The following is a 24,127-nucleotide window of genomic DNA, read 5'->3' on the forward strand; positions in this document are numbered from 1 at the left end:
GGCGGTTGCGCATCGGCGCGTCAAGCGCGCGACGCGGGTTCGTCTGCGAGAAAGGCGTTGCGGAATGCGTCGAGATACCGGTCGGCGTCATCGCTGAATTCACCGGGCAACAGCGCAAATGCACGTGCCAGCAGATCCTGGCCGAGCACGGCATAAGTTGCTTCGTCCGACAACAGCGCACGGATCGCGTCACGCGTTTGTGGCGAAGCGATGCGTTTCGCCTCTCGCGCGAGCAGCGCGGCAGCGGCGAGTCCCGGCTGGAATGCGTGGATTTCGAGCAGGTCCGGCGCGGCATCCCAGATACGTTCGCGATTGCCGGCGTCGTGAAAATTCCGCAGCAGGAACAGCAGGTCGTACGCATCGCTGTTCTGGCGTGCACGCCGGTCCTTCCAGGCGAGCAGCTTCAGCAGCGCCAGTGCCGGCAGGCTGGCCACCGGTACCACGGTGCGCGCATCGATCGACACAGGCTGTGCGGTATCCACCGCTTCCTGAAACCCGAGCACGTTCAGCACGAATTCACCGCCGGGCGGCCATGCGATTTCGCCCGGAGGCGTTTCGAGCGGCCCGAACGGCACGAGATCCAGCTCCGTGCGAAAACCGTCCGCGCCGCTTTCGAACAGCAGTTTCTGCTGCTGTTTCGGTGCGCGCGTGAACTGCCCAGTCGCGACGAGTGCCTCGACGAGCTGCGCGTGAAACGGCCAGCTCACCGCGCACACCGCGACGTCGACATCTCTCGTCGCGCGCACCGGCCGGATGCCGTGCACGTGCCACATCAGGATGTCGCGCGCGGTTGCACCGGCGACCACGAATGCCGTGTCGAGACGCGCGCAGGCAGAGCCGACGGCCTGCAGCAACGCGACCGCCGCAGGCTCCAGCGGCCGGCGTGCGTCGACCTCAAGCGGGCGGTTGGGCGAGGCATCGGTCATGGATGCGATCGGCGATGGAAAGATTGCGGCTGTCGCCGGACGCGACGAGATCCGCGTAGATCAGCAGCGGCGGTACGACCGGTACTTCCTGCTCGCGCCAGGCAAGCTCCGCGGACCGCGGCCAGAACGCTTCGACGATCTCGACATCGCCGCGCTCGTCCGGACGCAGGCGGCCCTGAAGCAGCAGCCGGTTCGACGCGGTGCCGTGCGTATAGACGGTGATCGCGGCGGGTTTCAGGTCGCGCGTCAGCAGGTCGGCTGCCGGCTCGCCGCCGAGTCGCGCATCGAATGCCGCGAAATCGAAGCCGCGCCACCAGTCGGGCGCGAGGCTCGCAAACCGGCGGCTCGGCAGTTTCGCGCGCAAGCGGCTCGGATAGAGCGCGACCCATTCCTGTACGAAGCGCGGCCAGTCGGGCATCAGGCGCTCGCCGTTGCGGCGTTGCCCGACGAGGCCACGCGCGATCAGGTCGTCCATCGCGAGATTGACCGTGCCGAGCGCGACGTCCGACGCGGCGGCGATCGCCCGATACGGTTGCGCGACCAGGCCCGGCTGCGTCGCGAGGGCGAACATCACGGCCAGCCCCTTCGGCGTCGTCGCGCGCGACGCCTGTCGGCGTGGCGTGCGTGCGGGCTTCGGCCGGCCCGCGATCATCACGGTCGCCTCCGGTTCGGTCAGGCATGCGTTGCCGGCGGTATCGAGAAACGGGATGCCCTGGTCGGTCAGGCCGGCGGCCAGTTCCGCCGAAAGATACGGTGCGACCAGCATCAACGACCGTTCGCCGGGCGCTGCGGGTTCGCCGCGGCGGCGCAATTCCGCGAGCGCGCCCGACAGCGATTCGACGCGCAGGCTCACGGCGACCGGCATCTCGAATGCCTGCCCGGCAACGTCGAAGCGGATCATGGCGTCGGCGCGCGCCTTCCAGGCGGCCGACACACGCACGGGCCGGGCACGAAAGCGCCGGGTCGCGCTTTCGAACGCGGCGCACGCTTCGTCGAGCACGCGCTGTTCCGACACGGAGAGGGAGGTGTTCACGGGCATCAAAGGGAATCGCTTGTTCACTTTTTTGTCAGCGTACACAAAAAATGTACAAGCGTCAAAAAGTGAACAAGCATTCACAAGATATTGATGCGTAGGAACTATTTGATGATTATGAACGATAGTCACCGCGGCCCTCACACGCAAGAAATCGATGGGTGGCACACAGTGTTGCGCATTAGGCTCGTGGGCGGCAGTCGTCCGGATGGCCAGCTTGCGCGCCTCGCGCATCGTTCTCAGTATGGCAACTGCGGGTTGCTACCACGACGACTTTCCGTCTGCCCGGTTGCTGCCGAACCCACTATCCTTGCCTGCACATTCCCCACAGGACAGGAGACGACACCGTGACGCACAGCGTGATTCCCGCCAGCCTCGCCGACGAAATGATCGAGATCCGGCACCGCATCCACGCCCACCCCGAGCTCGGCTTCGAAGAGTTCGCGACGAGCGACCTCGTCGCGGAGCAACTGCAGTCGTGGGGCTACACGGTGCATCGCGGGCTGGGCGGCACGGGTGTCGTCGCGCAGTTGAAGGTCGGTAGCGGCGCACAGCGGCTCGGCCTGCGCGCCGACATGGACGCACTGCCGATCCACGAGGCCACGGGCCTGCCGTACGAGAGCAGGATCGCCGGCAAGATGCATGCGTGCGGCCACGACGGCCACACGGCGATGCTGCTCGCGGCCGCGAAGCACCTGGCGCGCGAGCGCCGCTTCTCGGGCACGCTGAACCTGATTTTCCAGCCGGCCGAGGAGGGGCTCGGCGGCGCGAAGAAGATGCTCGACGAAGGGCTGTTCGAGCTGTTCCCGTGCGATGCGATCTTCGCGATGCACAACATGCCCGGTTTCCCGACGGGCAAGTTCGGCTTCCTGCCGGGGTCGTTCATGGCGTCGTCGGATACGGTGATCGTCGACGTGCAAGGCCGGGGCGGCCACGGCGCGGTGCCGCACAAGGCGGTCGATTCGGTGGTCGTCTGCGCGCAGATCGTCATCGCGCTGCAGACGATCGTGTCGCGCAACGTGTCGCCGCTCGACATGGCGATCGTCACGGTCGGCGCGATCCACGCGGGCGAGGCGCCGAACGTGATTCCCGATCGCGCGCAGATGCGCCTGTCGGTGCGCGCGCTGAAGCCGGAGGTGCGCGACCTGCTCGAGACGCGCATCAAGGAAGTCGTGCATGCGCAGGCGGCCGTGTTCGGCGCGACCGCGACGATCGACTACCAGCGCCGCTACCCGGTGCTCGTCAACGATGCGGAAATGACCGCGTTCGCGCGCAACGTCGCCCGCGAATGGGTGGGCGACGCGAACCTGATCGACGGGATGGTGCCGCTCACCGGCAGCGAGGATTTCGCGTTCCTGCTCGAGAAGCGGCCGGGCTGCTACCTGATCATCGGTAACGGCGACGGGGAGGGCGGCTGCATGGTGCACAACCCCGGCTACGACTTCAACGATGCGGCGCTGCCGACCGGCGCGTCGTACTGGGTGAAGCTGGCGGAGGCGTTCCTGGTTTGACAGCGAAAACGACGCATACGGCGCGAGGCGCGGCATCGACAAGGTCGCCGCAACGGCGGAGCGCCGGAAGTCCCAGACTCGGGAAAACGATGGCCGCATTGAAAGAGAAATGACTCATGTCGCAAAACACATCCGTTTCCCGGCGCGACCACTTTGCCGAACTCGTCGATACCCAAGTGCAATCGGAACAATACGGTTCCGCAAGCGACGTCGAACGAACCGGTTTGCGGCTTCTCGAATCACGCGACATGCAGGTGCGCGCGTTGCAGGAAGCGTTGAAGGCCGGGGAGGTATCGGGAGCACCCAGGCCATTCGACCGCGAGGCCTTCCTGGCCCGCATGCGGGCCGCGCATGACGGCTAAAGGCAGCGTCGGCTCGCCTCGCTGGCCGAACTCGATCGCGAAGACATTTGGCGCGATACCGTCGGGCGGGGGTCGCTCAAGCAACCCGACCTTTACCACCGCGATCTGATCGGAACCATGGAAGCGCTGGCGCGCGGTGAAAAGGTCGGCCGGACTTGCATTGTTCGCGATGGATATTTCCGGTACGCCGTGGGCTCCCACGTCGTGTTCTATCGTGAAACGGAATACACGATCGATTTGATTCGGGTCCTGCATCAACGCATGGACATCGAACAACATTTGTAGTCGCACAAGGCAGGCACGTGATCGTTGCGACGGGGCATGCAATCCCGGTATGACTCGTGCGATCCCGAATCTAGAGCGCTTCCCCGCTGAACAACGCCACGACCGCTTCCGGATTCGACGGCCAGTACATGTGCATGTACGTCGCGACGATCGTATCGCGACAATAGACGGCCTCGCCGTAGCCCGCCGCGCCATCGGGACGCGCGGCATGCGCGACCGCCTCCAGCGGCGTCGCGAGCCGCGAGTAGTGGAACGTATGCCCCCGCATCGTCCCGCTGCGCGTGTCGAGCTGCTGCATGCCGAGTGCGGCGAACCGGCGCTGCATCGTCGCGTGACCCGGCAACAGCCCCAGCATCGGCGTCGTCACACCGTCGACATCGGTCAGCGACTCACACAGATACACCATCCCCCCGCATTCCGCGACGATCGGCCGGCCGGCCGCTGCGTGCGCGCGAATCGAACGCGCGGTCGAGGCATTCGCCGCGAGTGTCGCCGCATGCAATTCCGGGTAGCCGCCCGGCACGAACAGTGCGTCGCAATCGTCCGGCAACGGTTCGTCGGCGAGCGGCGAAAAGAATCGCACCTGCGCACCGAGCGCGTCGAGCAACGCGAGATTCGCCGGATAGATGAACGAAAAAGCCGCATCGCGCGCTACCGCGATCCGCTTGCCGGCGAGCGCACGCGGCAGCGGCGCCGCTGCATCCGGTTCCGCGAACGCAACGGCCGGCGGCAACTCGGCCAGCGCCGTTTGCGCGAGCACGTCGGCCGCGCGATCGAGCCGCGCGTCGAGATCGTCGATGTCGTTCGGCTGGTGCAGGCCGAGATGCCGCTCCGGCAGCGCGATGCCCGCATCGGCCGGCACGTGCCCGAGCCAGCGCAGGTCGTCGGGCAGCGCCTGTTGCAGCAGTTCCGCATGCCGGGCCGACCCGACGCGATTCGCCAGCACGCCGTGAAACGGCAGCCCCGGCCGGAACCGCGCGAGCCCGAACGCGATCGCCGCGAACGTCTGCGCCATCGACTTCGCCGAAATCACCGCGACGACCGGCACGCCGAACGCGGCCGCGAGGTCGGCGCTGCTCGGCGTGCCGTCGAACAGCCCCATCACGCCTTCGATCAGGATCAGGTCGGCCTCGCGCGCCGCGTCGGCCAACAGTGCACGGCAGCCGGCCTCGCCGACCATCCCGAGGTCGAGCGCATGCACCGGCGCGCCGCTCGCGCGTTCGAGCAGCATCGGATCGAGAAAATCGGGCCCGGTCTTGAACACGCGCACGCGCCGGCCGAGCCGGCGGTGCAGCCGCGCCAGGCCCGCCGTCACCGACGTCTTGCCCTGGCCCGACGCGGGCGCACTGACGAACAGCGCGGGACAGGCGGGCATGCTCAGAACTCCACGCCGCGCTGCGCCTTCACGCCTTGCTCCTTGTACGGATGCTTGACGAGCCGCATTTCGGTGACGAGGTCGGCCGCGTCGATCAGCGCATCGGGCGCATGCCGCCCGGTCACGACGACGTGCACCGACTCGGGACGTGCGGCGAGTGTCGCGAGCACTTCGTCGAGCGGCAGGTATTCGTACTTCAGCACCGTGTTCAGTTCGTCGAGGATCACCATCCGGTAGTCGCCGCTCTCGATCATCCGGCGCGCCTCGTCCCAGCCCTTGCGCGCGGTCGCGATGTCGGCGTCGCGGTTCTGCGTGTTCCACGTATAGCCGTCGCCCATCGTCACGAAATCGCATTCGGCCACCGCGCCGAGGAAGTCGCGCTCGGACGTGTGCAGCGCACCCTTGATGAACTGCACGACACCGAGCCGCATGCCGTGGCCGAGCACGCGCACGGCCATGCCGAACGCGGCCGTGCTCTTGCCCTTGCCGTTGCCGGTGTTGACGATCAGCAGGCCCTTTTCGTTGACGGCGGCGGCCTGCTTCTTCTCGTGGCCGGCACGGCGGCGTTCGGTCATCCGTTGATGGGATTCGGCGTCGGTTTTCATCGGATTCGTCCTGTCGAAAGAAAGCGAAACAAAGGGTTCAGAGCGGGCCGGCGAGTGCGACCGTCACGCCGTCCCGGATGGATTTGGGGCCCAACAGCCGGCCATGCGGCGCCGCGAGCTGCGCGCACGGCTCGGCCACGCCCGCGACGCCGAAGCGAGCGAGCGCGGCGGCCGACGGGCCGCTCGCGGCCAGTTCCGGGCGGCTCGCGAGTTGCGCCGCGTCGAACGCGACGAGCGGCCAGCCGCGTCGCGCGCACAACGTGCGCAGTGCGCGGGCACGCGCCTTGTCGGCGAGCGTGGCCACGAGCGCGGGTTCGGCGGCCGGGTACGGCATCAGCGCCGCGCGGATCGCGGCATCGAGTTGCGCGGCCGTCACGCCTGCACGGAAACCGATGCCGAGCGCGACACGCATCATGCGCCGCCGCCGAGCGCGGCCCGTACCGCGGGATCGTCGGCGAACGCCGCGACGCGCCCGATCACGACGATCGCCGGCGAACCGATACCGGCGGTGCCGATGCGTTCGACGAGCGTATCGAGCGTCGCGAGCACGTGGCGTTGCTCAGGGCGCGTCGCATGCTCGATCGCCGCGCACGGCGTCGCGCCGGGCAGCCCGCCATCGCGCAGCGCGGTGGCAATCGCGTCGAGCCGGCGGATGCCCATGTAGATGACGATCGTCATGCGCGTGGCCGCGAGCGCGCGCCAGTCGGGTTCGTCGGCGCCCGCGCCGTGGCCCGTGACGAAGATCACGCCCTGCGCGTCGCCGCGCTGCGTGACCGGGATGCCGATCGCGGCCGGCGCGGCGATGCCCGCGGTGACGCCGTTCACGACTTCGACCGGGAATCCCGCCGCGCCGAGCGCGGCCAGCTCCTCGCCGCCGCGGCCGAACACGAACGGATCGCCGCCCTTGAGCCGCGCGACGCTGCGCCCCGCGCGCAGATGCGCGAGCATCGCGGCGACGATCGTCTCCTGCGGCGTCGACGCATGACCGCCGCGCTTGCCGACGTGCTCGATGTGCGCATCGGCGCGCGCATGGCGCAGCACGTCGGGATTCACGAGATCGTCGACGAGCAGCACGTCCGCCGTGCCGATCGCGTGGACGGCCTTGAGCGTCAGCAGGTCGGCGTCGCCGGGGCCGGCGCCGACGAGCCACGCGCGGCTCATCGGACGCGGCACGGCGCGCACCGTGTCGTCAAAGTGGAAAAGGGCAGGCGGGCGGCCCGGCGGCGGCCAGCGGACAGGTCAACCATGATGGATCGAACGAAGCCCGCGCGGACGCGGGCGGAATGCGCACCTCATCCGTCCCCCGCGGATCGGGCGTTCGGCGAGCGTCGGGCTCGCCCCTTGCGTCGGCCGGTATCCGGGCTGGCCGCTTGCCAGGCCGCAGCCTTCCCGCCCGGTTGACGGGCAGTGGCATCGTGGGCGGCCTGGGCGCGTGCGCGATAAAGCGCGTCGCGCGGGCGGCGTACCGTTGCGGGGACAGCACAGGCCGGGCGGGGGTCCGCCTCCTGTTTCCCGTTTAACTGCATGTGCGGAATGCGCATGCGGGCACCGAACGCGGCGCTACGATAGCACAGCGCCTCCCCCGCGCGAACCGCCTCGCACGGCTTCCGGCCACGCGCGGCAGCCATCCGGAACCGGGCCCGGCGGCCCGTTCCGCCTTGACGCTCCCCGCACCGCCGCCTACACTCGCACGCGTTTTGGTGCTCGCGCGCGCCGCTCCGGTGCGCGCAGTTAAACGGGAAACAGGGAGCCTGCCTGCACCGCAGTCGAGCCAACCTGTGCTGCCCCCGCAACGGTAAGCGAACGCGTCGCGCGCATGCGCCACGCAACGCCGCTTCGCCGCATGCCGCGTGCATGCGGACGACCGCCACTGGATGCCGCGCATCCGGGAAGGCGAAGCGGCGTGTTCGTCAGCCCGGATACCGGCCGAAACGTTGGGGTTCAGCGCCGCGGGGAGGCGGCGCATCGTCCACGGCCGCAGCCGGCCCGACGCCCGCGTATTGCCCGCTTGCTCCACCGATCCGTTCCTGCGCGAGTCCGCGCCGGCCGGCCGGCGCGGCGAATGGCAGGCAGCGCGTGCCGGGCCGGCGGCAGCCGTGTTGGCATTCACGATGTCGACCGTTCGCAAGGAAGCACCATGTCCGATTCGTCGTCCCGCCCGTCCCGCGATTGTCCATGCGGATCGCGCGGCGGCATGCCCGCGATCCGCCAGATGAACTGCCACGCCGCCCTCGACGCGACGATCCCGGGCTGATTCCATTTTCGACACAGGACCTACCATGACCCTACGCAAGCTTCCCGTCACGATCGTCACGGGCTTTCTCGGCAGCGGCAAGACCACGCTGATGCGTCACATCCTGCAGCACGCCGAAGGCCGCCGCATCGCGGTGATCGTCAATGAATTCGGCGAGCTCGGCATCGACGGCGAAATCCTCAAGGGCTGCGGCATCGGCTGCGAGGATGCCGATGGCGCTGAGGGCGAAGCGGCGGGTCAGCTGTACGAACTCGCGAACGGCTGCCTGTGCTGCACCGTGCAGGAAGAGTTCTATCCGGTGATGGAAGCGCTCGTCGAGCGCCGCGCGGATATCGACCACGTGCTGATCGAGACGTCCGGCCTCGCGCTGCCGAAGCCGCTCGTGCAGGCGTTCAACTGGCCGACGATTCGCAACGCCTTCACGGTCGACGCGGTCGTGACCGTGGTCGACGGGCCGGCGGCCGCCAGCGGCCAGTTCGCGGAAAACCCGCAGGCGGTCGACGCGCAGCGCCGCGCCGATCCGAACCTCGACCACGAATCGCCGCTGCACGAGCTGTTCGCCGATCAGCTGTCGTCCGCCGACCTCGTGATCGTGAACAAGGCCGATCTCGTCGGCGACGCGGAATTCGCGCAGATCGAAACCGCGATTCGCGACGAGATCCCGCCGCAGGTGAAGATCGTGCGCGCGACGCGCGGCGAGCTCGATCTCGCGATGCTGCTCGGCCTCGAATCGGCATCGGAAGAAACGATCCACCTGCGTCACGACCATCACGGCTCGGCCGATGACGGCGATCACGATCACCATCACGACGATTTCGACTCGGTGGTCGTGTCGGGCGACGCCGGCACGCGCGAAGCGACGATCGCCGCGCTGCAACGCGTCGTCGAAGCGCACACGATTTACCGCGCCAAGGGCTTCGCCGCGCTGCCCGGTGCGCCGATGCGGCTCGTGATCCAGGGTGTCGGCCGCCGCTTCGACAGCTATTTCGACCGTCGCTGGCAGGACGGCGAAACGCGCGCGAGCCGCTTCGTGCTGATCGGCGAGGATCTCGACGCGGCCGCGCTGCAACGCGCGTTCGACGCCGCATGCGCGGCCGAACCGCAACAGGCGTAACGCACGATGCATCTGCTGCGCACCACGCCGGGCGGCTTCGTCGACGATACGCAGGGCGTCGTCCGGATCGACCAGCAACCGGCCGACATCGTGATCCTGAGCTCGGCCGACACGACGTTGTCGCTGCTCGCGAGCGTCGTGCCGCATCTGCCGGCCGGCTTCCCGAGCGTGCGGCTCGCGAACGTCACGTTCCTGCGGCAGCCGGCGTCGGTCGACTTCTACGTCGACGACGTGCTGCAGCACGCGAAGTCGGTCGTGATCGATCATCTCGGCGGCGAGGCGTACTGGCCGTACGGAATCGAGCAGGCCGTGTCGCTCGCGTCGAAGCGCGGGCAGCAGCTCGCGATGTTCTCGGGCGACCTGCAGGAAGACCCGAACCTCGTCGCGAAGAGCACCGTCGCGCCCGACCTGTGCCGGCTGTGGTGGCGCTACCTGCGTGAAGGCGGCGTGCACAACGCCGAGGCGCTGCTGCGCAGCATTGCATTTCACACGCTCGGGTTCGGCGAAGAACCCGAACTGCCGCGCCCGCTGCCGGCCGCCGCGCTGTATCACCCGGCGCGCGACCGCGCGAGCGTCGACGACTGGCGGCCGCGCTGGACGCCCGGCGCGCCCGTCGTTGCGATCCTGTTCTATCGCGCGCACTGGCAGGCCGCGAACACGGCCGTGTTCGATGCGCTGGCCGATGCGCTCATCGAAGAGGGGCTGAATCCGCTGCCGATCGCGGTCACGTCGCTGAAGGACGCGGTGAGCCGCGAAGTCATCACGCAGCTCTGCGACGCGCACGACGTCGCGCTCGTGCTGAACACGACCGCGTTCGCGGCCGGCGCGATCGACAGCCCCGAGCACGACGTGCTCGCCGGCGACGCGCCGGTACTGCAGGTGATCCTGTCCGGCGGCAATCGCGACGCGTGGGTGGCCGACAACCAGGGCCTGCACGCGCGCGACATCGCGATGCACATCGCGCTGCCCGAGGTCGACGGCCGCATCGTCACGCGCGCGGTGAGCTTCAAGGGGCTCGCGTACCGCTGCCCGCACACCGAGGTCGACGTCGTGCGCTACCAGCCGGATGCCGAGCGGATCGCGTTCGTCGCGACGCTCGCGCGCGGCTGGTGCCGGCTGCGCACGCTCGATCACGCCGACAAGCGCGTCGCGCTGATTCTCGCGAACTATCCGCAAAGCGAAGGGCGGATCGGCAACGGCGTCGGCCTCGACACGCCGGCGTCCGCGCTGCGCGTGCTCGCGGCGCTGCGCGATGCGGGCTACACGGTGGCCGACCTGCCGCCCGACGGCGACGCGCTGATCGCGCGCCTCACCGAAGGCGTGACCAACGACGCGGCCGTGCATGCGCTGCGCCCCGCCTTCCAGAGCTTCCCGCTGGCCGACTACGTCGCGCGTTTCGCGCGATTGCCGGCGGCTGTGCGCGACGCGCTGAACGAACGTTGGGGGCCGCCCGAAGCCGACCCGACGCTGCGGCAAGGCCGCTTCACGATCGCGGGCTGGCGCGCGGGCAACGTGTTCGTCGGCATCCAGCCGTCGCGCTCGCGCGACGAGAACGACTACGCGAGCTACCACGACGCCGAGCTCGTGCCGCCGCACGCGTATCTCGCGTTCTATTTCTGGCTGCGCGATGCGTACCGCATCGACGCGGTCATCCACCTCGGCAAGCACGGCAACCTCGAATGGCTGCCGGGCAAGAGCGTCGCGCTGTCCGACGCGTGCTGGCCCGACCTGACGCTCGGGCCGCTGCCGCACCTGTATCCGTTCATCGTCAACGATCCGGGCGAGGGCAGCCAGGCGAAGCGCCGCGCGCAGGCCGTGATCATCGATCACCTGATGCCGCCGCTCACGCGCGCGGAAAACTACGGCCCGCTGCAGGATCTCGAACGGCAGGTCGACGAATACTACGAAGCGCTGATGGTCGATGCGCGGCGCGCGAAGCTGCTGCGCAAGACGATCCTCGCGACGATCGCCGAGCATCGTCTGCATGACGAACTGAGCGTGTCGCCGCCGCGCGATGCCGGCGACGAAGATGCGCTGCTCACGCGCGTCGACGCATGGCTGTGCGAACTGAAGGAAGCGCAGATCCGCGACGGGCTGCACGTGTTCGGCGAATCGCCCGCCGAGCGTCAGCGGCGCGATACGCTGCTCGCGCTCGCGCGCTTTCCGGTCGGCGACGGCAAGGGCCCGCGCGCCGGGCTGATCGGTGCGCTGGCGCGCGATCTCGCACTCGGCGACGACTTCGATCCGCTCGCAGCCGACTGGGCCGCGCCGTGGTTTGGCCCGCGGCCGGCGATCCTGCAGGCGCTCGACGCATCGCCGTGGCGCCATGCGGGGGACACGCGCGAGCGGCTCGAACGGCTCGCGCAGCAATGGCTGGACGGGCTGTGCGCAACGGGCGGCGGCACGGGCACCGACGCGACACCGCCCGGCGACTGGCCGCACACGCTCGCGGTGATCGAACGCGTTCGCGAAACGCTGCTGCCCGCGCTCGACGCGTGCGGCAGCGAGGAAATGCGCCAGCTGCTGCGCGGGCTCGACGGCCGCTTCGTGCCGCCGGGGCCGAGCGGCTCGCCGTCGCGCGGCCGCCCCGACGTGCTGCCGACCGGCCGCAATTTCTACTCGGTCGATACCCGCGCGGTGCCGACGCAGGCCGCGTGGTCGCTCGGCCTGAAATCCGCGCAGCAACTGATCGAGCGCCATCTGCAGGATCACGGCGACTATCCGCGCGCGATCGGCCTGTCCGTCTGGGGCACGGCGACGATGCGCACGGGCGGCGACGACATCGCGCAGGCGTTCGCGCTGCTCGGCGTGCGGCCGAAATGGGCGCACGGCAGCCATCGCGTGACCGACTTCGAGATCCTGCCGATCGAGATCTTCGACCGGCCGCGCATCGACGTGACGCTGCGCGTGTCGGGCTTCTTCCGCGACGCGTTCCCGAACCTGATGCACCTGTTCGACGCGGCCGTGCAGGCAGTGGCCGCGCTCGACGAACCCGAGGAGCTGAACCCGATCCGCGCGCGCATCGAGCGCGAACGCGAAAAATGGGTCGCGCAGGGCGTGGCGCCGGACGAAGCGCGACGCCGTGCCGGCTGGCGCGTATTCGGCGCGCGGCCGGGCAGCTACGGCGCGGGCCTGCAGGACCTGATCGACCAGCGCCGCTGGCAGACCGACGCCGATCTCGCCGATGCGTACCGCCAGTGGGGCGGCCATGCGTACGCACAGAACAGCGCGGGCGATGCGGCGGCCGACGTGTTCGGCGAGCGGCTCGCGACGATCGACGTCGTCGTGCAGAACCAGGACAGCCGCGAGCACGACATCCTCGATTCGAACGACTACTACCAGTTCCAGGGCGGGATGACGGCGGCCGTGCGGCACCTTTCGGGGCAGCAGCCGAGCATCTACCACGGCGACCATGCGAACCCGGCCGCGCCGAAGATGCGCACGCTGCGCGAGGAAATCGCGCGCGTGATCCGCTCGCGCGTCGTCAACCCGAAATGGCTCGACGGCGTGAAGCGCCATGGTTACAAGGGCGCGGCCGAGCTGGCCGCGACGGTCGACTACCTGTACGGCTATGACGCGACCGCGCGCGTGCTGTCCGACCATCAATACGCGCTCGTCGCCGACGCGTACCTGTTCGACGACGCCACCCGTGCGTTCCTCGAACGGCACAACCCGAAGGCGCTGCACGGCATCTGCGAACGTTTCGTCGAAGCGATGCAGCGCGGCCTGTGGCAGCAACCGGGCGACTATCGCGAGCGGATCGAAGCGGTCTGGCTCGCGAGCGAACAACTCCAGGAAGGGGGACGGCGATGACCGATCCGACGACGCACCGCGCCCGCGCGGTTTTTCCGTTTGCGGCGCTCGTCGCGCAGGATGCGCTGCAGCAGGCGCTGCTGCTCGCCGCGATCGACCCGTCGCTCGGCGGCGTGCTCGTGAGCGGGCCGCGCGGCACCGCGAAATCGACCGCGGCGCGCGGCCTCGCGGAGCTGTTGCCCGAAGGGCAGTTCGTCACGCTGCCGCTGTCGGCGAGCGACGAGCAGGTGACGGGCACGCTCGATCTCGCGCATGCCCTCGCTGAAAACGGCGTGCGCTTCCGGCCCGGCCTGCTCGCGCGGGCGCATCTCGGCGTGCTGTACGTCGACGAAGTGAACCTGCTCGCCGACGGTCTCGTCGATACGCTGCTCGACGTCGCCGCGAGCGGCGTGAACATCGTCGAGCGCGATGGCGTATCGCACGCGCACGATGCGCGCTTCGTGCTCATCGGCACGATGAATCCGGAGGAGGGCGAGCTGCGTCCGCAGTTGCTCGACCGCTTCGGTTTGATGGTCGAGCTGGAGAACTGCTTCGACGCCGCGCAGCGCGAGCGGATCGTGAAGGCGCGGCTTACATTCGATCTCGATCCGGACGCATTCCGCACCCGTCATGCGTCCGCGCAACGTGAACTCGGCGACCGGATTCACGCGGCACGCGCACGGCTCGCGGCGCTCGACTTCGACGATGCGGTTCATGCACGCGTCAGCGCGCTGTGCATCGACGCGGCCGTCGACGGGCTGCGTGCCGATCTCGTGATGCTGCGCGCGGCGCGTGCGCTCGCCGCGCTGGAGCAGGCCGACGCGGTGACGGTGTCGCATGTGGAGCGGGTGGCCGACGCGGTGCTGCGGCATCGGCGCCACGCGGGCCCACCGCCGTCGTCCGGCGCGCAGCAACCCAACGACGAACGCGACGGTCGCTCTGCGCACGATGCGCGCGATCGCCCCGACGATTCACCGGGTGCCGCGCAAAGCAATGCCACGGCATCCCAGGGCGACTGGGGCTACCTGCCACCCGAGCCGGCCGGGCTGCGCGACGTGAAAGGCGTGGTGCCGCTGCCGCTAAAAAAACGCTGAGCCATCGAGCCGGCGCCGCCGCGAACACCGTTCGCGGTCCTCGATGGCAATCAGGCGCAGCCGCGCGCGTGCCGGGCACGGTGCGCGCCGGCGCGGCCGTGGCGTGGCCGGCGACGCTCGTCGCGAAGCGCGGCGGCCCGCTGCAGCGCGACCATCTGCGCTTCCGCCCACGCGCCGGCACGCCGGACGCACTGCATTGCTTCGTGCTCGACTGCTCGGCGTCGATGCTGTCGCACGAGCGGCTCGCACTGGCGAAGGGGCTGATCGTGGCGTATTTCGACCAGGCCGCGCGCGACCGCGTCGAAACCGCGCTGATCTGTTTCGGCGGCCATGGCGCCGTGCGCCGCTTCGGCCCGGCCGTGCCGCGCTGGTGGAATGCGCGCTGGCTCGAACCGGTCGAAGGCGGCGGCGGCACGCCGCTCGCGGACGGCATCGCGGCCGCCGCGCAATTGCTCGCGCGCGCGGCGCGGCGTGAGCCGGGCAAGCAGCGCTGGCTGTGGGTGCTGTCCGACGGCCGCACGCGTGAGACGCCCGCGAAACCCGCGGCGGCCGATCACGTCGTGTTCGTCGACTTCGACGATGCGGCCGTGCGGATCGGGCAGGGCGCGCGGCTCACCGCGGCGTGGGGCGCGCAGTGGGTGACGGCCGACGCGCTGTGCACGGGCCGCGCCGGCTGATGGCCGGCCGGCGGTGCGCTATGATCGCCGCTTCTGCTTCAACCCATTGGAACAACCCGCCATGCAAGTACTGGTCGATGCCGACGCGTGTCCCGCCGTCGTCAAGGACATGCTGTTTCGCGCCGCGCGTCGTGCCGAAATCTGCGTGACGCTGGTCGCGAACCAGTTTCTGCGCACGCCGCCGTCGCCGTTCATCAAGGCGGTGCAGGTGCCGGCCGGTTTCGACGTGGCCGATGCGCGCATCGTCGAGCTGGTGGAAGCGGGCGACCTCGTGATCACCGCCGACATTCCGCTGGCCGCCGCCGTGCTCGACAAGGGCGCGCATGCGCTCGACCCGCGCGGCAACTGGTTCAGCCGCGAGAACATCGAGGAACGCCTGTCGACGCGCGCGATGATGGATCAGTTGCGCAGCGCGGGCATCGACACGGGCGGGCCGGCGCCGTTCAGCGCACGCGACGGCAAGGCGTTCGCCGCGCAGTTCGACCGCTTCCTGGCGCGACAGGGCAAGCCTTGAGGTTGGGTCGCGGCGGCCGCGCGTCGTGATCGCCCCGCGTGGGGCGGCACCTGCGCGCCATGCGCTACCTCACCGAATCCGCGTTCAATCGCGCTCGTTGCCCCTGCGAGGATGCAGGTTTCTCCCTACGCTGCTATCGTGGCGCAAACCACAACACAGCATAGGAGGGCGCGCGTGTCACCGACTCAACTTCTCGTTCCGACCTTCACCCAGATGCTGCGCGCGCAGTCCGCGTGGCTCGACAAGGCTGCCGCACATCGTCAGGCCGCGGGCGATCCGCCCGACGCGGCGATGTCGCTGAAGCTGGCGCCCGACATGTATCCGCTCGCGGCGCAGGTGCGCTTCTCGTGCTTCCAGGCGATGGAGCCCGTCCACCGGCTGCGCGGCGAACCGCTGCCGGCCGCGTTGCTCGCATTGCGCGAGGCAGGATGGCATGCGGATGCGCAGCCCGGCACGCTCGCCGATGCGCAGGCGATCATCGCCGGCACGCTCACGTTTCTCGGCGACCTCGCGCCGGATGCGCTCGACGGCGGTGCCGCGCGGCCGATCGCGCTCGAGATGCCGAACGGGATCGCGTTCGACATGACGGGCGAACAGTACGCGCGCGACTGGGCGCTGCCGCAGTTCTACTTCCACGCGATCACCGCGTACGCAATCCTGCGCCACCACGGCGTCGAACTCGGCAAGGCCGACTACGTGCCGCACATGCTCGCGTACGTCCGGCCGGGCACGATTCCGCAAGGTTGAGCGGGCAGGCGCCGGGCAACCGCGAAGCGACATGACGCGGGCACTCTTCATCTGCAGCCGCAACCGGCTGCGCAGCCCGACGGCCGAAGCGGTGTTCGCCGCGTGGCCGGGCGTCGAAACCGACTCCGCGGGCCTCGCGCCGGATGCGGACACGCGCGTGTCCGCCGAGCAGCTCGACTGGGCCGATGTCGTATTCGTGATGGAACGTGCGCACAAGGCGCGGCTGGCAGCGCAATTCGGTGTGCATCTGCGGGAGAAGAAGATCGTGTGCCTCGATATTCCCGACCGGTACGCCTACATGCAGCCGGAACTTGTCACGTTGCTCGAACGCAAGGCTGGCCCGTTGCTGCGCGCATGACCGGCGGGAGCGCTATCGACGTCAGCGCAGCCGGCCGTTCGCGATCGCCGAGAAACAGTCGAGACGCAGCAGCTCGATGATCTTGCGCGTCGGCACGCTCGCACGCAGCGTGTCGAGCCGGTCGACGGTGAACCACTTGCAGCGGGCGATCTCGTTGCTCGCGCGCGGCGTCAGGTGCGCCGGCACGTCGGCCACGAACACGTGATGGAGCTTCGTCAGGCCGCCGAACTGCACCGCGTAATCGAGCGCGAGCCCCTCCAGCCGCGTTTCCTCCGCAAGCTCCCGCAGGGCAGCATCGAGCGGCGTCTCGCCACGCCGGATCGTGCCGCCCGGCAGCGACCAGCGCGCTGCGGTGCGAGCGACCAGCAGCACGCTGCTGCGCTGACGGCACACGATCGTGGCGCGTTCCTTGATGACGGCGAGAGTGTCCAGCCCGGTCCTCATGTTCGGTAAAACAGGTGCTGAATCGTGGAGAAAATGCGTGTCGGCGGCGCGCGACCCGGCAGCGGGCCGCAACGGCGTACAGGCAGCCGCACCGATCTTAGCCGCCGTTCATGACAGTTCCATGCACGCGTTCGCGGGACACGCGCCGGGTCACGCGTGCGTATAGATGCCGCTGCGCGTGGGTTTCACGTGGCGCGACTGGCGGCGCTTGTGGACGGCCCGCCGATGGTGGGACGGCGGCGGTGTGACGTGCCGGCGCGCGGGCGCGGGCCGTGCGGTCGGTGAGGCCGCCTGCGGCGATCCACCCGGCATCCCGGTCTGTCCTTCGCCGAAGTGGAACGTCTGGGTTTGCGCATGTCCGACGCCCAGCGTCGACGCCAGCATGAAGGCCGCCAGCAGCATCCGTTTCATGAATGATCCGTCCGATTTTTTTGAGATGAAGGTTGCCCGCCAGCTTAACGAAAGGCGGGACGCCACCGCAACCGGCCCGTGTTCGGCGTCGCTCCCGCTAACTCACGGCGGCGTCTTTCGCTTCGCGTCAGGATGCCGCCGGGGTTGACAATGTAATTCCTGAGTGTGAATATAAATTCATATACAAGAATTATTCGCCGAATCCGGAAGCTCGCGCCCAGGCGCCGGGCCTGCCGGACCGGCCGTCCGATCAACCGGAACCAGGAGCGGGACGCATGGCGGAACACGAGCAGCAGGGCGCGCTGGCGGGATTGCGCATCATCGATCTGTCGCGGGTGCTGGGCGGCCCGTATGCGACGCAGATCCTGGCCGACCACGGCGCGGAGGTAATCAAGGTCGAACCGCCGTCCGGGGACGAGACGCGCACCTGGGGCCCGCCGTTCTACGGCGACACCGCGTTGTACTTCCTCGGCGTGAACCGCAACAAGCTCGGCATCGCGCTCGACCTGACCCAACCGGCCGACCGCGAGCGGCTGCTAGGCCTGCTCGAACACGCGGACGCGATCGTCGAGAACTTCAAGATCGGCACGATGGAGCGCTGGGGGCTCGGCTTCGACGTGCTGCATGCGCGGTTTCCGCGCCTCGTTCATTGCCGTGTATCGGGCTTCGGCGCGGACGGCCCGCTCGGCGGGCTGCCCGGCTACGACGCGGCCGTGCAGGCGCTCGCGGGGCTGATGAGCGTCAATGGAGAAGCCGGTGGCGCGCCGCTGCGGGTCGGCGTGCCGATCGTCGATCTCGTCACCGGGCTGAACGCGGCGCTCGGCGTGCTGATGGCATTGCGCGAGCGCGATGCGAGCGGCCGCGGCCAGTTCGTCGAATCGACGCTGTTCGACTGCGCGCTGTCGATCCTGCATCCGCATACGCCGAACTTCTTCCATTCGGGGAAGGCACCCGTGCGCACCGGCAATGCGCATCCGAACATCACGCCGTACGACAGCTTTCCGACGGCGAGCGTCGACATCTTTCTGGCGGTCGGCAACAACGGGCAGTTCGCGGGCTTGTGCGACGTGCTCGGCACGCGCGACTGGCTCGACGATCCGCGTTTCGCGGACAACCGCGCGCGCAGCGCGAACCGCGCCGCGTTGCGCACGCTGCTCGAAACGGCGCTGGCCGCCCACGACGGCGCGGCGCTCGCCGAGCAACTGATGCGCCGCGGCGTGCCGTGCGCGCCGGTGCTCGGGCTCGATGCGGCGCTCGACCATCCGCATGTCGCGCATCGGCAGATGAAGGTCGAGCTGGGCCGGCATCGCGGCATCGCGTCGCCGATCAAGCTCGGCCGCACGCCGGCCACGTACCGGCGGCCGCCGCCCGCGCTGAACGAACACGCGGCGCAGGTGTTTGCCGACGCGGAGCCCAACGCTGAAGACCGCGACCACGACACGCACCGGGACTGACCGGCACCGCGGCCGCCGGCCGTGTCGCGCGCCCGACGGCGCCGCACGGCCACTCGCACACCACGCCGGGCGACGACGCGCGCACCGGCTGAAAAGGAGACGCATCATGCTTGCATGGATCGGCGCGATCGCCATCGTCGCGCTGTTCGGCCTGATCATCACGAAGCGGCTGTCGCCGCTCGTCGCGCTGATCGTCGTGCCGGTGGCCGCGTCGCTCGCGGCCGGGTTCGGGCTCGCGACCGGCAAGTTCATCGTGCACGGCGTGCAGAACATCGGCCCGATCGCCGGGATGTTCGTTTTTGCGATTCTTTTTTTCGGAATCCTCACCGATGCCGGAATGCTCGATCCGATCATCGCGGGCGTGCTGCGCGTGATCGGCTGCCATCCGCCGCGTATCGTGATGGGCTCGGCGCTGCTCGCGCTGCTGATCCATCTCGACGGTTCGGGCGCCGTCACGTTTCTCGTCACGCTGCCCGCGATGATGCCGCTCTATACGCGGCTCGGGATGGATCGCCGCATCCTCGCGTGCGTCGCGTCGATGGCGGCCGGCGTCAATTTCCTGCCGTGGGTCGGGCCGATGCTGCGCGCATCGGCGGCGCTGCACATTCCCGGCTCCGCGATCTTCATGCCGATGATTCCGGTGCAGATCGTCGGGCTGGTATTCGTGTTCGGCACCGCCTACGTGCTCGGCGTGCGCGAGGCGAAGCGGCTCGGGCTCGATCGTGCCGGCGCGGCGTCGCTCGCGATCGCGCCCCGGGCGCTGACCGACGACGAGCGCGCATTGCGCCGGCCGGAACGCTTCCGGATCAATCTCGTGCTGACGCTCGTCGTGCTCGTCACGCTCGTGTCGGGTATCGTCGACCCGATGGTGATGTTCATGCTCGGCACGGTCGCCGCGCTCGTGATCAACTACCCGGACGTGCAGGCCCAGCGCGAGCGGATCGACGCGCATGCCAAGGCCGCGCTGATGATGGCGAGCGTGCTGCTTGCGGCCGGCGCGTTCACCGGCATCATGTCCGGCACGGGCATGCTGAAGGCGATGGCGGACGTGGTCGTCGCGCACGTGCCGGTCGAGCATGCGCGCCACATGCCGTTCGTGCTCGGGCTGCTGTCGATGCCGCTCAGCCTGCTGTTCGACCCCGATTCGTTCTACTTCGGCGTGCTGCCGGTGCTCGCGGAAAGCGCGAAGCTGCTCGGCGTGCCACCGATCCAGATGGCGCAGGCAGCACTGCTCGGCCAGATGACGACGGGCTTTCCGGTCAGCCCGCTCACGCCCGCGACGTTCCTGATCGTCGGCCTGACCGGCGTCGAGCTCGCCGAGCACCAGAAATTCACGATTCCGTTCCTGTTCGCCGCCACGGTGCTGATGGTATTCGCCGCGGTGATCGCGGGCGTGTTTCCGTTGTGAGCGCCCGGGACCTGCCGCTTCGTGCCTGCGCTCCGGGAGGGCGATCCCGCAAGGGACGCTCGTCGGAGCGCAAGCTTCGACGCCGCCGGGCGTTTTCCTTCTTGAAAGCGGCGCAGCCGCTTGGCCTTTTCCAGGAGTGCATGCCATGCAGTTCGACCTGACCGATGACCAGCGCGCGATCGAAAGCGCGATCGAGAAAATCTGTGCACGCTTCGGCGACGACTACTGGCTCGAACGCGACCGCGCGGGCGGGTTTCCGGCCGACTTCCATGCGGCGCTCGCCGAGGCCGGCTGGCTCGGCATCGCGATGGACCCGGCCCATGGCGGCGCCGGGCTCGGGATGACCGAGGCCGCGTTGATGATGCGCACGATCAGCGCGTCGGGCGCCGGCCTGTCCGGTGCGTCGGCCGTCCACATGAACATCTTCGGGCTGAATCCGGTGCAGGTGTTCGGCACCGGCGCACAGAAGGCGCGCTTCCTGCCGCCGCTGATCGCCGGGCGCGACAAGGCGTGCTTCGCGGTGACCGAACCCGATGCGGGCCTCGACACCACGCACCTGAGCACGCAGGCGCGCCGCGACGGCGACCATTACGTGCTGAGCGGGCGCAAGATCTGGATCTCGACCGCGCAGGTCGCGAACAAGATGCTGATCATCGCGCGCACGACGCCGCTCGACCAGGTCGCGAAGCCGACCGACGGGCTGAGCCTGTTCTATACCGACCTCGACCGCTCGCGCGTCGAGGTGCGCGAGATCGAGAAAATGGGCCGCAAGGCGGTCGATTCGAACATGCTGTTCATCGACAACCTGCGCGTGCCGGAAGGCGACCTGATCGGCAACGAAGGCGACGGCTTCCGCTACCTGCTGCATGGGCTGAATCCCGAGCGGATCCTGATCGCCGCGGAGGCGATCGGGCTCGGACAGGCCGCGCTGCGTCGCGCGACGCAGTATGCGTGCGAGCGCGTCGTGTTCGGGCGGCCGATCGGGCAGAACCAGTCGATCCAGCATCCGCTCGCGCAGGCGTGGATGCAGCTCGAGGCCGCGTGGCTGATGGTGATGAAGGCCGCGACGCGCTACGACGCGGGGCAGTCGTGCGGCGCGGAGGCCAACGCCGCGAAATACCTCGGCGCGGAAGCCGCGTTCCAGGCGTGCCAGACGGCCGTCGCGACGCACGGCGGAATGGGCTACGCGAAGGAATACCATGTCGAGCGCTACCTGCGCGAGTGTATGATTCCGAGGCTCGCGCCCGTGAGTCCGCAACTGATCCTGTGCTACATCGCGGAGAAGGTGCTCGGGCTGCCGAAGTCGTACTGACCGGTCCGACCCGGCGGCCGGCCCGGTGCGCGGTGTCCCGTTCCGATTCAAGCACTCGTCATGGACGTCAAACTCGTTGCCCGCACGCTCGACCTGTTCGAGCTGTTCGCCGCCGAACGGCGGCCGCTGCCGCTCACCGAACTCGCGCGCCTGCTCAATGTGCCGGCGTCGAGCTGCCTCGCGATGGCGCGCACGCTCGTGAGCCGCGGCTACCTGTACGAAGTACGCAAGCGCGGCGGCTACTACCCGACGCGCCGCCTGCAGACGCTCGCCGCCGCGATCGACGCGACCGATCCGGTCGTCGACATCGTCCATCCGCATCTCGTCGCGCTGCGCGACGCGAGCCGCGAGACGGCGGTGCTCGGCAAGATCCAGGGGGTGTCGGTCACGTATCTCGACGTCGTCGAATCGGAGCAGGCGATCCGCTACACGCGCGCGCCGGGCGAACTGCGCCCGCTGCATGCGAACTCGATCGGCAAGGCGATCTTCGCGGAACTGGCCGGCGACGCGCAGCAGGCGCTCGGCGCGCAGTTGCCGTTCGAGCGCTTCACCGACGCGACGGTGGCGGATCTACCCGCGCTCGTCGCGCAAACCGCCCGGTTTCGCGAACTCGGCTGGGCCGAGAACTTCGGCGAGAGCGCGCCCGAGCTGTCGGCCATTGCGGTCGCACTGACGCTCGACGGCGACTGGTACGGGCTGTCGGTGGTCGGGCCGACCGAGCGGATTCGCCAGCATCGCGACACGCATGCGGCGCTGCTCGTCGACGCGAAGGCCAGGCTGCTGGCCGAGCACGCGCGCGACTGAAAGCGGGCAGGGTGCTACCGATCAGCGGGCCGTCCGCTGGCGATCCGGTAGCGGGTGATCGCCGTGAACGGCCCCCGATGCACGGGCCTGAAGCCTAGCGCCGGCCGCTACGCCGCATCACGACTTCACCCACACACCGCCCGCACTCGGGTTGTCGCCTTGCGTCCACCATTTCGCGCAGTATTTCGCGCCCTGGTACATCACGCAGGTGCCGCCTGAATACGCGGTGGTGGCCGACCACGTGGCGGTGCCGCCGCCGACCGCCTTCCACACGGCGGCCTGGCCGGGCACGTCGCCCTGCGTCCACCATTGCGCCTGGTACGTCGTGCCCTGGTAGGTGACCGTCGCGCCGGCCGTATAGACCTGGCCGGCCGCCCAGGGCGCACCCGGCTGCGGCGTGCCGCCGTTCGAGCCGCCGCCGTAGTTCGGATCCTGCGTGACGCCCGCGCCCCACTTGCCGTCGAGCTGCTTGAAGATCGTCGCGAACGCATACGGCTGCTGCGCGACGCCCGAGCAGGTCGGCGACGCATACGTGCCGCCTGACGGGCACGCCTGGTCGCGGCCGACCGACCAGTTGCCGAAGAAGCCGTAGCCGTTGCTGACGGCCGCATTCAGCACGCTTTGCGCATTCGCGAGCGTGAAGGTTTCGCCTTGCACGTCGTTCACGCCGATCATCGGCGTGACGCCGACCATCTGCCAGAGCTGCGCATTCGTCTTCGGCTGGCCGGCCGACTTGAAGGCCGTATCGAGCTGCGAATAGAGCGCTTGCGCGGCACTGATTGCGGCCGCGCCCATGTCGAGGTTCGCGGGGCCATAGTCCATCGCCATCACGTTCACCGCATCGAACGCGGTCTTGTTCGAGATCGCCGCGTTGACGACGTTCAGGCCGTCCTGCGTGAGCCCGGTCGGCATCGTCGGCAGCGTCAGCGTGACGTGCAGCGGCTTGCCTTTCGCCGCATAGCTCGCCTGCAGCTGCGTGACCGCCTGGAAGTTGCGTGCGACCGCGGCCGTGTCCGTTTGCGACGCACCTTCGATGTCGAAGTCGACGTGCGTGAGGCCGTACGTGTCGATCACGGTCTGGTACGCGCTCGCCAGCGCGGGGACCGTCGTGCACGCCTGCATCAGCGGCGTGCCGTTCGCACCGCCGAACGACACGGCGACTTCGCCGCCTTTCGCGCGATAGCTCGCGATCGACGTCGACAGCGCGGTCAGCAGGCCGCCGCTCGCGCCGTTGCCGATTGGCTGCACGCCGCCCCACGACGGCACACAGCCGTTGCCCGCGACCACGAACGCGAGCGTGAACTGCTGGATGCCTTGCCGGACGCCGATCTGGTCGACGAGCGGCGTCGGATAGAGCGTCACGTCGACATAGGGCGCATAGACGCCGGCGCCGTGGGACACGCTCGCCACGGCAAGCAGGCAACCCGCTGCAAGTGCGCGCGGGATGAAACGCGGCAACACATTGTTGTTCATTGTGTTCTCCAAGTGGAAGAGGGATACGCTGGCCCGCGTATCGCCGCCGGTCGGGCGACCGGGCATGCCCGGCCGACGGCGTGCTCATCTTGGAGGATTCGCGTCGAATAGTGAATGGTCAGGAGTTCTTTTTGTTATTTGATTCCCGATACGTAACGATCTTGCCGATTCGAC

The 24,127-nt window shown here is 69.1% G+C and carries 23 protein-coding genes and 2 riboswitches; of the genes, 14 read left to right on the forward strand and 9 right to left on the reverse strand.

The features are described from left to right. Positions 1-20: 20 nt before the first annotated feature. Positions 21-926 carry a nucleotidyl transferase AbiEii/AbiGii toxin family protein gene (locus tag CFB41_RS08610; protein ID WP_089456197.1) on the reverse strand — a complete coding sequence of 302 codons (906 nt, stop codon included), beginning with the start codon at positions 924-926 and terminating at the stop codon, positions 21-23. Beyond that, positions 895-1,965, reverse strand: coding sequence for a type IV toxin-antitoxin system AbiEi family antitoxin (locus CFB41_RS08615; protein WP_089456198.1), 1,071 nt, complete (start codon positions 1,963-1,965; stop codon positions 895-897). Before CFB41_RS08615 ends, CFB41_RS08610 begins: the two co-directional genes overlap by 32 nt. 341 nt (positions 1,966-2,306) lie before the next feature. On the opposite strand from CFB41_RS08615, the gene CFB41_RS08620 reads away from it, so the two are divergent. The 3 genes from CFB41_RS08620 to CFB41_RS08630 all read left to right on the forward strand — a co-directional run bounded on the left by CFB41_RS08620 (position 2,307) and on the right by CFB41_RS08630 (position 4,117). Then, positions 2,307-3,470 carry a M20 aminoacylase family protein gene (locus CFB41_RS08620; RefSeq protein WP_089456199.1) on the forward strand — a complete coding sequence of 388 codons (1,164 nt, stop codon included), beginning with the start codon at positions 2,307-2,309 and terminating at the stop codon, positions 3,468-3,470. Positions 3,471-3,586: 116 nt separating this feature from the next. Beyond that, positions 3,587-3,832 carry a type II toxin-antitoxin system ParD family antitoxin gene (locus tag CFB41_RS08625; protein ID WP_089456200.1) on the forward strand — a complete coding sequence of 82 codons (246 nt, stop codon included), beginning with the start codon at positions 3,587-3,589 and terminating at the stop codon, positions 3,830-3,832. Positions 3,833-3,877: 45 nt separating this feature from the next. Then, positions 3,878-4,117, forward strand: a complete 240-nt coding sequence (locus tag CFB41_RS08630) for a type II toxin-antitoxin system RelE/ParE family toxin (RefSeq protein WP_256940978.1) — start codon at positions 3,878-3,880, stop codon at positions 4,115-4,117. Positions 4,118-4,187: 70 nt separating this feature from the next. Here the strand turns inward: CFB41_RS08630 and CFB41_RS08635 are convergent, their stop codons facing one another. Genes CFB41_RS08635 through cobA form a run of 4 tightly spaced genes read right to left on the reverse strand, consistent with a single transcriptional unit; the run spans position 4,188 to position 7,258 of the window. Beyond that, positions 4,188-5,492 (reverse strand): cobyrinate a,c-diamide synthase, encoded by a 1,305-nt coding sequence (locus tag CFB41_RS08635; protein WP_089456202.1) that lies wholly within the window; start codon positions 5,490-5,492, stop codon positions 4,188-4,190. A gap of 2 nt (positions 5,493-5,494) precedes the next feature. Then, positions 5,495-6,097, reverse strand: a complete 603-nt coding sequence (cobO, locus tag CFB41_RS08640) for a cob(I)yrinic acid a,c-diamide adenosyltransferase (protein WP_059552006.1) — start codon at positions 6,095-6,097, stop codon at positions 5,495-5,497. Between the two features lie 37 nt (positions 6,098-6,134). Continuing rightward, positions 6,135-6,512 carry a cobalamin biosynthesis protein gene (locus CFB41_RS08645; protein WP_089456203.1) on the reverse strand — a complete coding sequence of 126 codons (378 nt, stop codon included), beginning with the start codon at positions 6,510-6,512 and terminating at the stop codon, positions 6,135-6,137. Then, positions 6,509-7,258, reverse strand: coding sequence for a uroporphyrinogen-III C-methyltransferase (gene cobA / locus CFB41_RS08650; RefSeq protein ID WP_089456605.1), 750 nt, complete (start codon positions 7,256-7,258; stop codon positions 6,509-6,511). The genes CFB41_RS08645 and cobA overlap by 4 nt, the downstream gene beginning before the upstream one ends. A gap of 169 nt (positions 7,259-7,427) precedes the next feature. Then, positions 7,428-7,665: riboswitch (cobalamin riboswitch) on the reverse strand. A gap of 113 nt (positions 7,666-7,778) precedes the next feature. Further along, positions 7,779-8,043: riboswitch (cobalamin riboswitch) on the forward strand. 333 nt (positions 8,044-8,376) lie between these two features. Here cobA and cobW point away from each other — a divergent pair. The 7 genes from cobW to CFB41_RS08685 all read left to right on the forward strand — a co-directional run bounded on the left by cobW (position 8,377) and on the right by CFB41_RS08685 (position 16,647). Beyond that, positions 8,377-9,465: a cobalamin biosynthesis protein CobW gene (gene cobW, locus CFB41_RS08655; RefSeq protein WP_089440078.1), complete on the forward strand. Its 1,089-nt coding sequence runs from the start codon at positions 8,377-8,379 to the stop codon at positions 9,463-9,465. Between the two features lie 6 nt (positions 9,466-9,471). Then, a complete protein-coding gene (gene cobN / locus CFB41_RS08660) occupies positions 9,472-13,278 on the forward strand; it encodes a cobaltochelatase subunit CobN (protein WP_089456204.1) in 3,807 nt (1,268 codons plus the stop codon). Next, positions 13,275-14,351, forward strand: coding sequence for an ATP-binding protein (locus CFB41_RS08665; protein ID WP_089456205.1), 1,077 nt, complete (start codon positions 13,275-13,277; stop codon positions 14,349-14,351). The genes cobN and CFB41_RS08665 overlap by 4 nt, the downstream gene beginning before the upstream one ends. A gap of 68 nt (positions 14,352-14,419) precedes the next feature. After that, positions 14,420-15,028, forward strand: a complete 609-nt coding sequence (locus CFB41_RS08670; protein ID WP_089456206.1) for a VWA domain-containing protein — start codon at positions 14,420-14,422, stop codon at positions 15,026-15,028. A gap of 61 nt (positions 15,029-15,089) precedes the next feature. Next, positions 15,090-15,542: a YaiI/YqxD family protein gene (locus CFB41_RS08675; protein ID WP_089456207.1), complete on the forward strand. Its 453-nt coding sequence runs from the start codon at positions 15,090-15,092 to the stop codon at positions 15,540-15,542. Between the two features lie 174 nt (positions 15,543-15,716). Next, positions 15,717-16,289 carry a DUF1993 family protein gene (locus CFB41_RS08680; RefSeq protein WP_089456208.1) on the forward strand — a complete coding sequence of 191 codons (573 nt, stop codon included), beginning with the start codon at positions 15,717-15,719 and terminating at the stop codon, positions 16,287-16,289. 31 nt (positions 16,290-16,320) lie between these two features. Next, positions 16,321-16,647: a low molecular weight protein tyrosine phosphatase family protein gene (locus tag CFB41_RS08685; protein WP_089456209.1), complete on the forward strand. Its 327-nt coding sequence runs from the start codon at positions 16,321-16,323 to the stop codon at positions 16,645-16,647. 21 nt (positions 16,648-16,668) lie between these two features. Here the strand turns inward: CFB41_RS08685 and CFB41_RS08690 are convergent, their stop codons facing one another. Both CFB41_RS08690 and CFB41_RS08695 read right to left on the reverse strand, forming a co-directional pair. Continuing rightward, positions 16,669-17,091 (reverse strand): NUDIX hydrolase, encoded by a 423-nt coding sequence (locus CFB41_RS08690; RefSeq protein WP_089456210.1) that lies wholly within the window; start codon positions 17,089-17,091, stop codon positions 16,669-16,671. 150 nt (positions 17,092-17,241) lie between these two features. Next, positions 17,242-17,502, reverse strand: a complete 261-nt coding sequence (locus tag CFB41_RS08695; protein WP_089456211.1) for a hypothetical protein — start codon at positions 17,500-17,502, stop codon at positions 17,242-17,244. Between the two features lie 275 nt (positions 17,503-17,777). Between CFB41_RS08695 and CFB41_RS08700 the strand changes: the two genes are divergently transcribed. The 4 genes from CFB41_RS08700 (at position 17,778) to CFB41_RS08715 (ending at position 22,480) form a co-directional block, all read left to right on the forward strand. Beyond that, entirely contained in the window at positions 17,778-18,956 is a 1,179-nt protein-coding gene (locus CFB41_RS08700) for a CaiB/BaiF CoA-transferase family protein (RefSeq protein ID WP_089456212.1), read from the forward strand. Between the two features lie 106 nt (positions 18,957-19,062). Further along, positions 19,063-20,364, forward strand: coding sequence for a CitMHS family transporter (locus tag CFB41_RS08705; RefSeq protein WP_089456213.1), 1,302 nt, complete (start codon positions 19,063-19,065; stop codon positions 20,362-20,364). A 145-nt stretch (positions 20,365-20,509) separates the two neighbouring features. Next, positions 20,510-21,676 (forward strand): acyl-CoA dehydrogenase family protein, encoded by a 1,167-nt coding sequence (locus CFB41_RS08710; RefSeq protein ID WP_089456214.1) that lies wholly within the window; start codon positions 20,510-20,512, stop codon positions 21,674-21,676. 60 nt (positions 21,677-21,736) lie between these two features. Beyond that, complete coding sequence (locus CFB41_RS08715) at positions 21,737-22,480, forward strand: IclR family transcriptional regulator (RefSeq protein WP_069247952.1); 744 nt, start codon at positions 21,737-21,739, stop codon at positions 22,478-22,480. A 117-nt stretch (positions 22,481-22,597) separates the two neighbouring features. Here the strand turns inward: CFB41_RS08715 and CFB41_RS08720 are convergent, their stop codons facing one another. Beyond that, positions 22,598-23,953, reverse strand: a complete 1,356-nt coding sequence (locus CFB41_RS08720; protein WP_089456215.1) for a chitinase — start codon at positions 23,951-23,953, stop codon at positions 22,598-22,600. Between the last annotated feature and the right edge of the window lie 174 nt (positions 23,954-24,127).

It is taken from the genome of Burkholderia sp. AU33803 (assembly GCF_002223095.1).
In the GTDB taxonomy this organism is placed as follows: Bacteria; Pseudomonadota; Gammaproteobacteria; order Burkholderiales; family Burkholderiaceae; genus Burkholderia.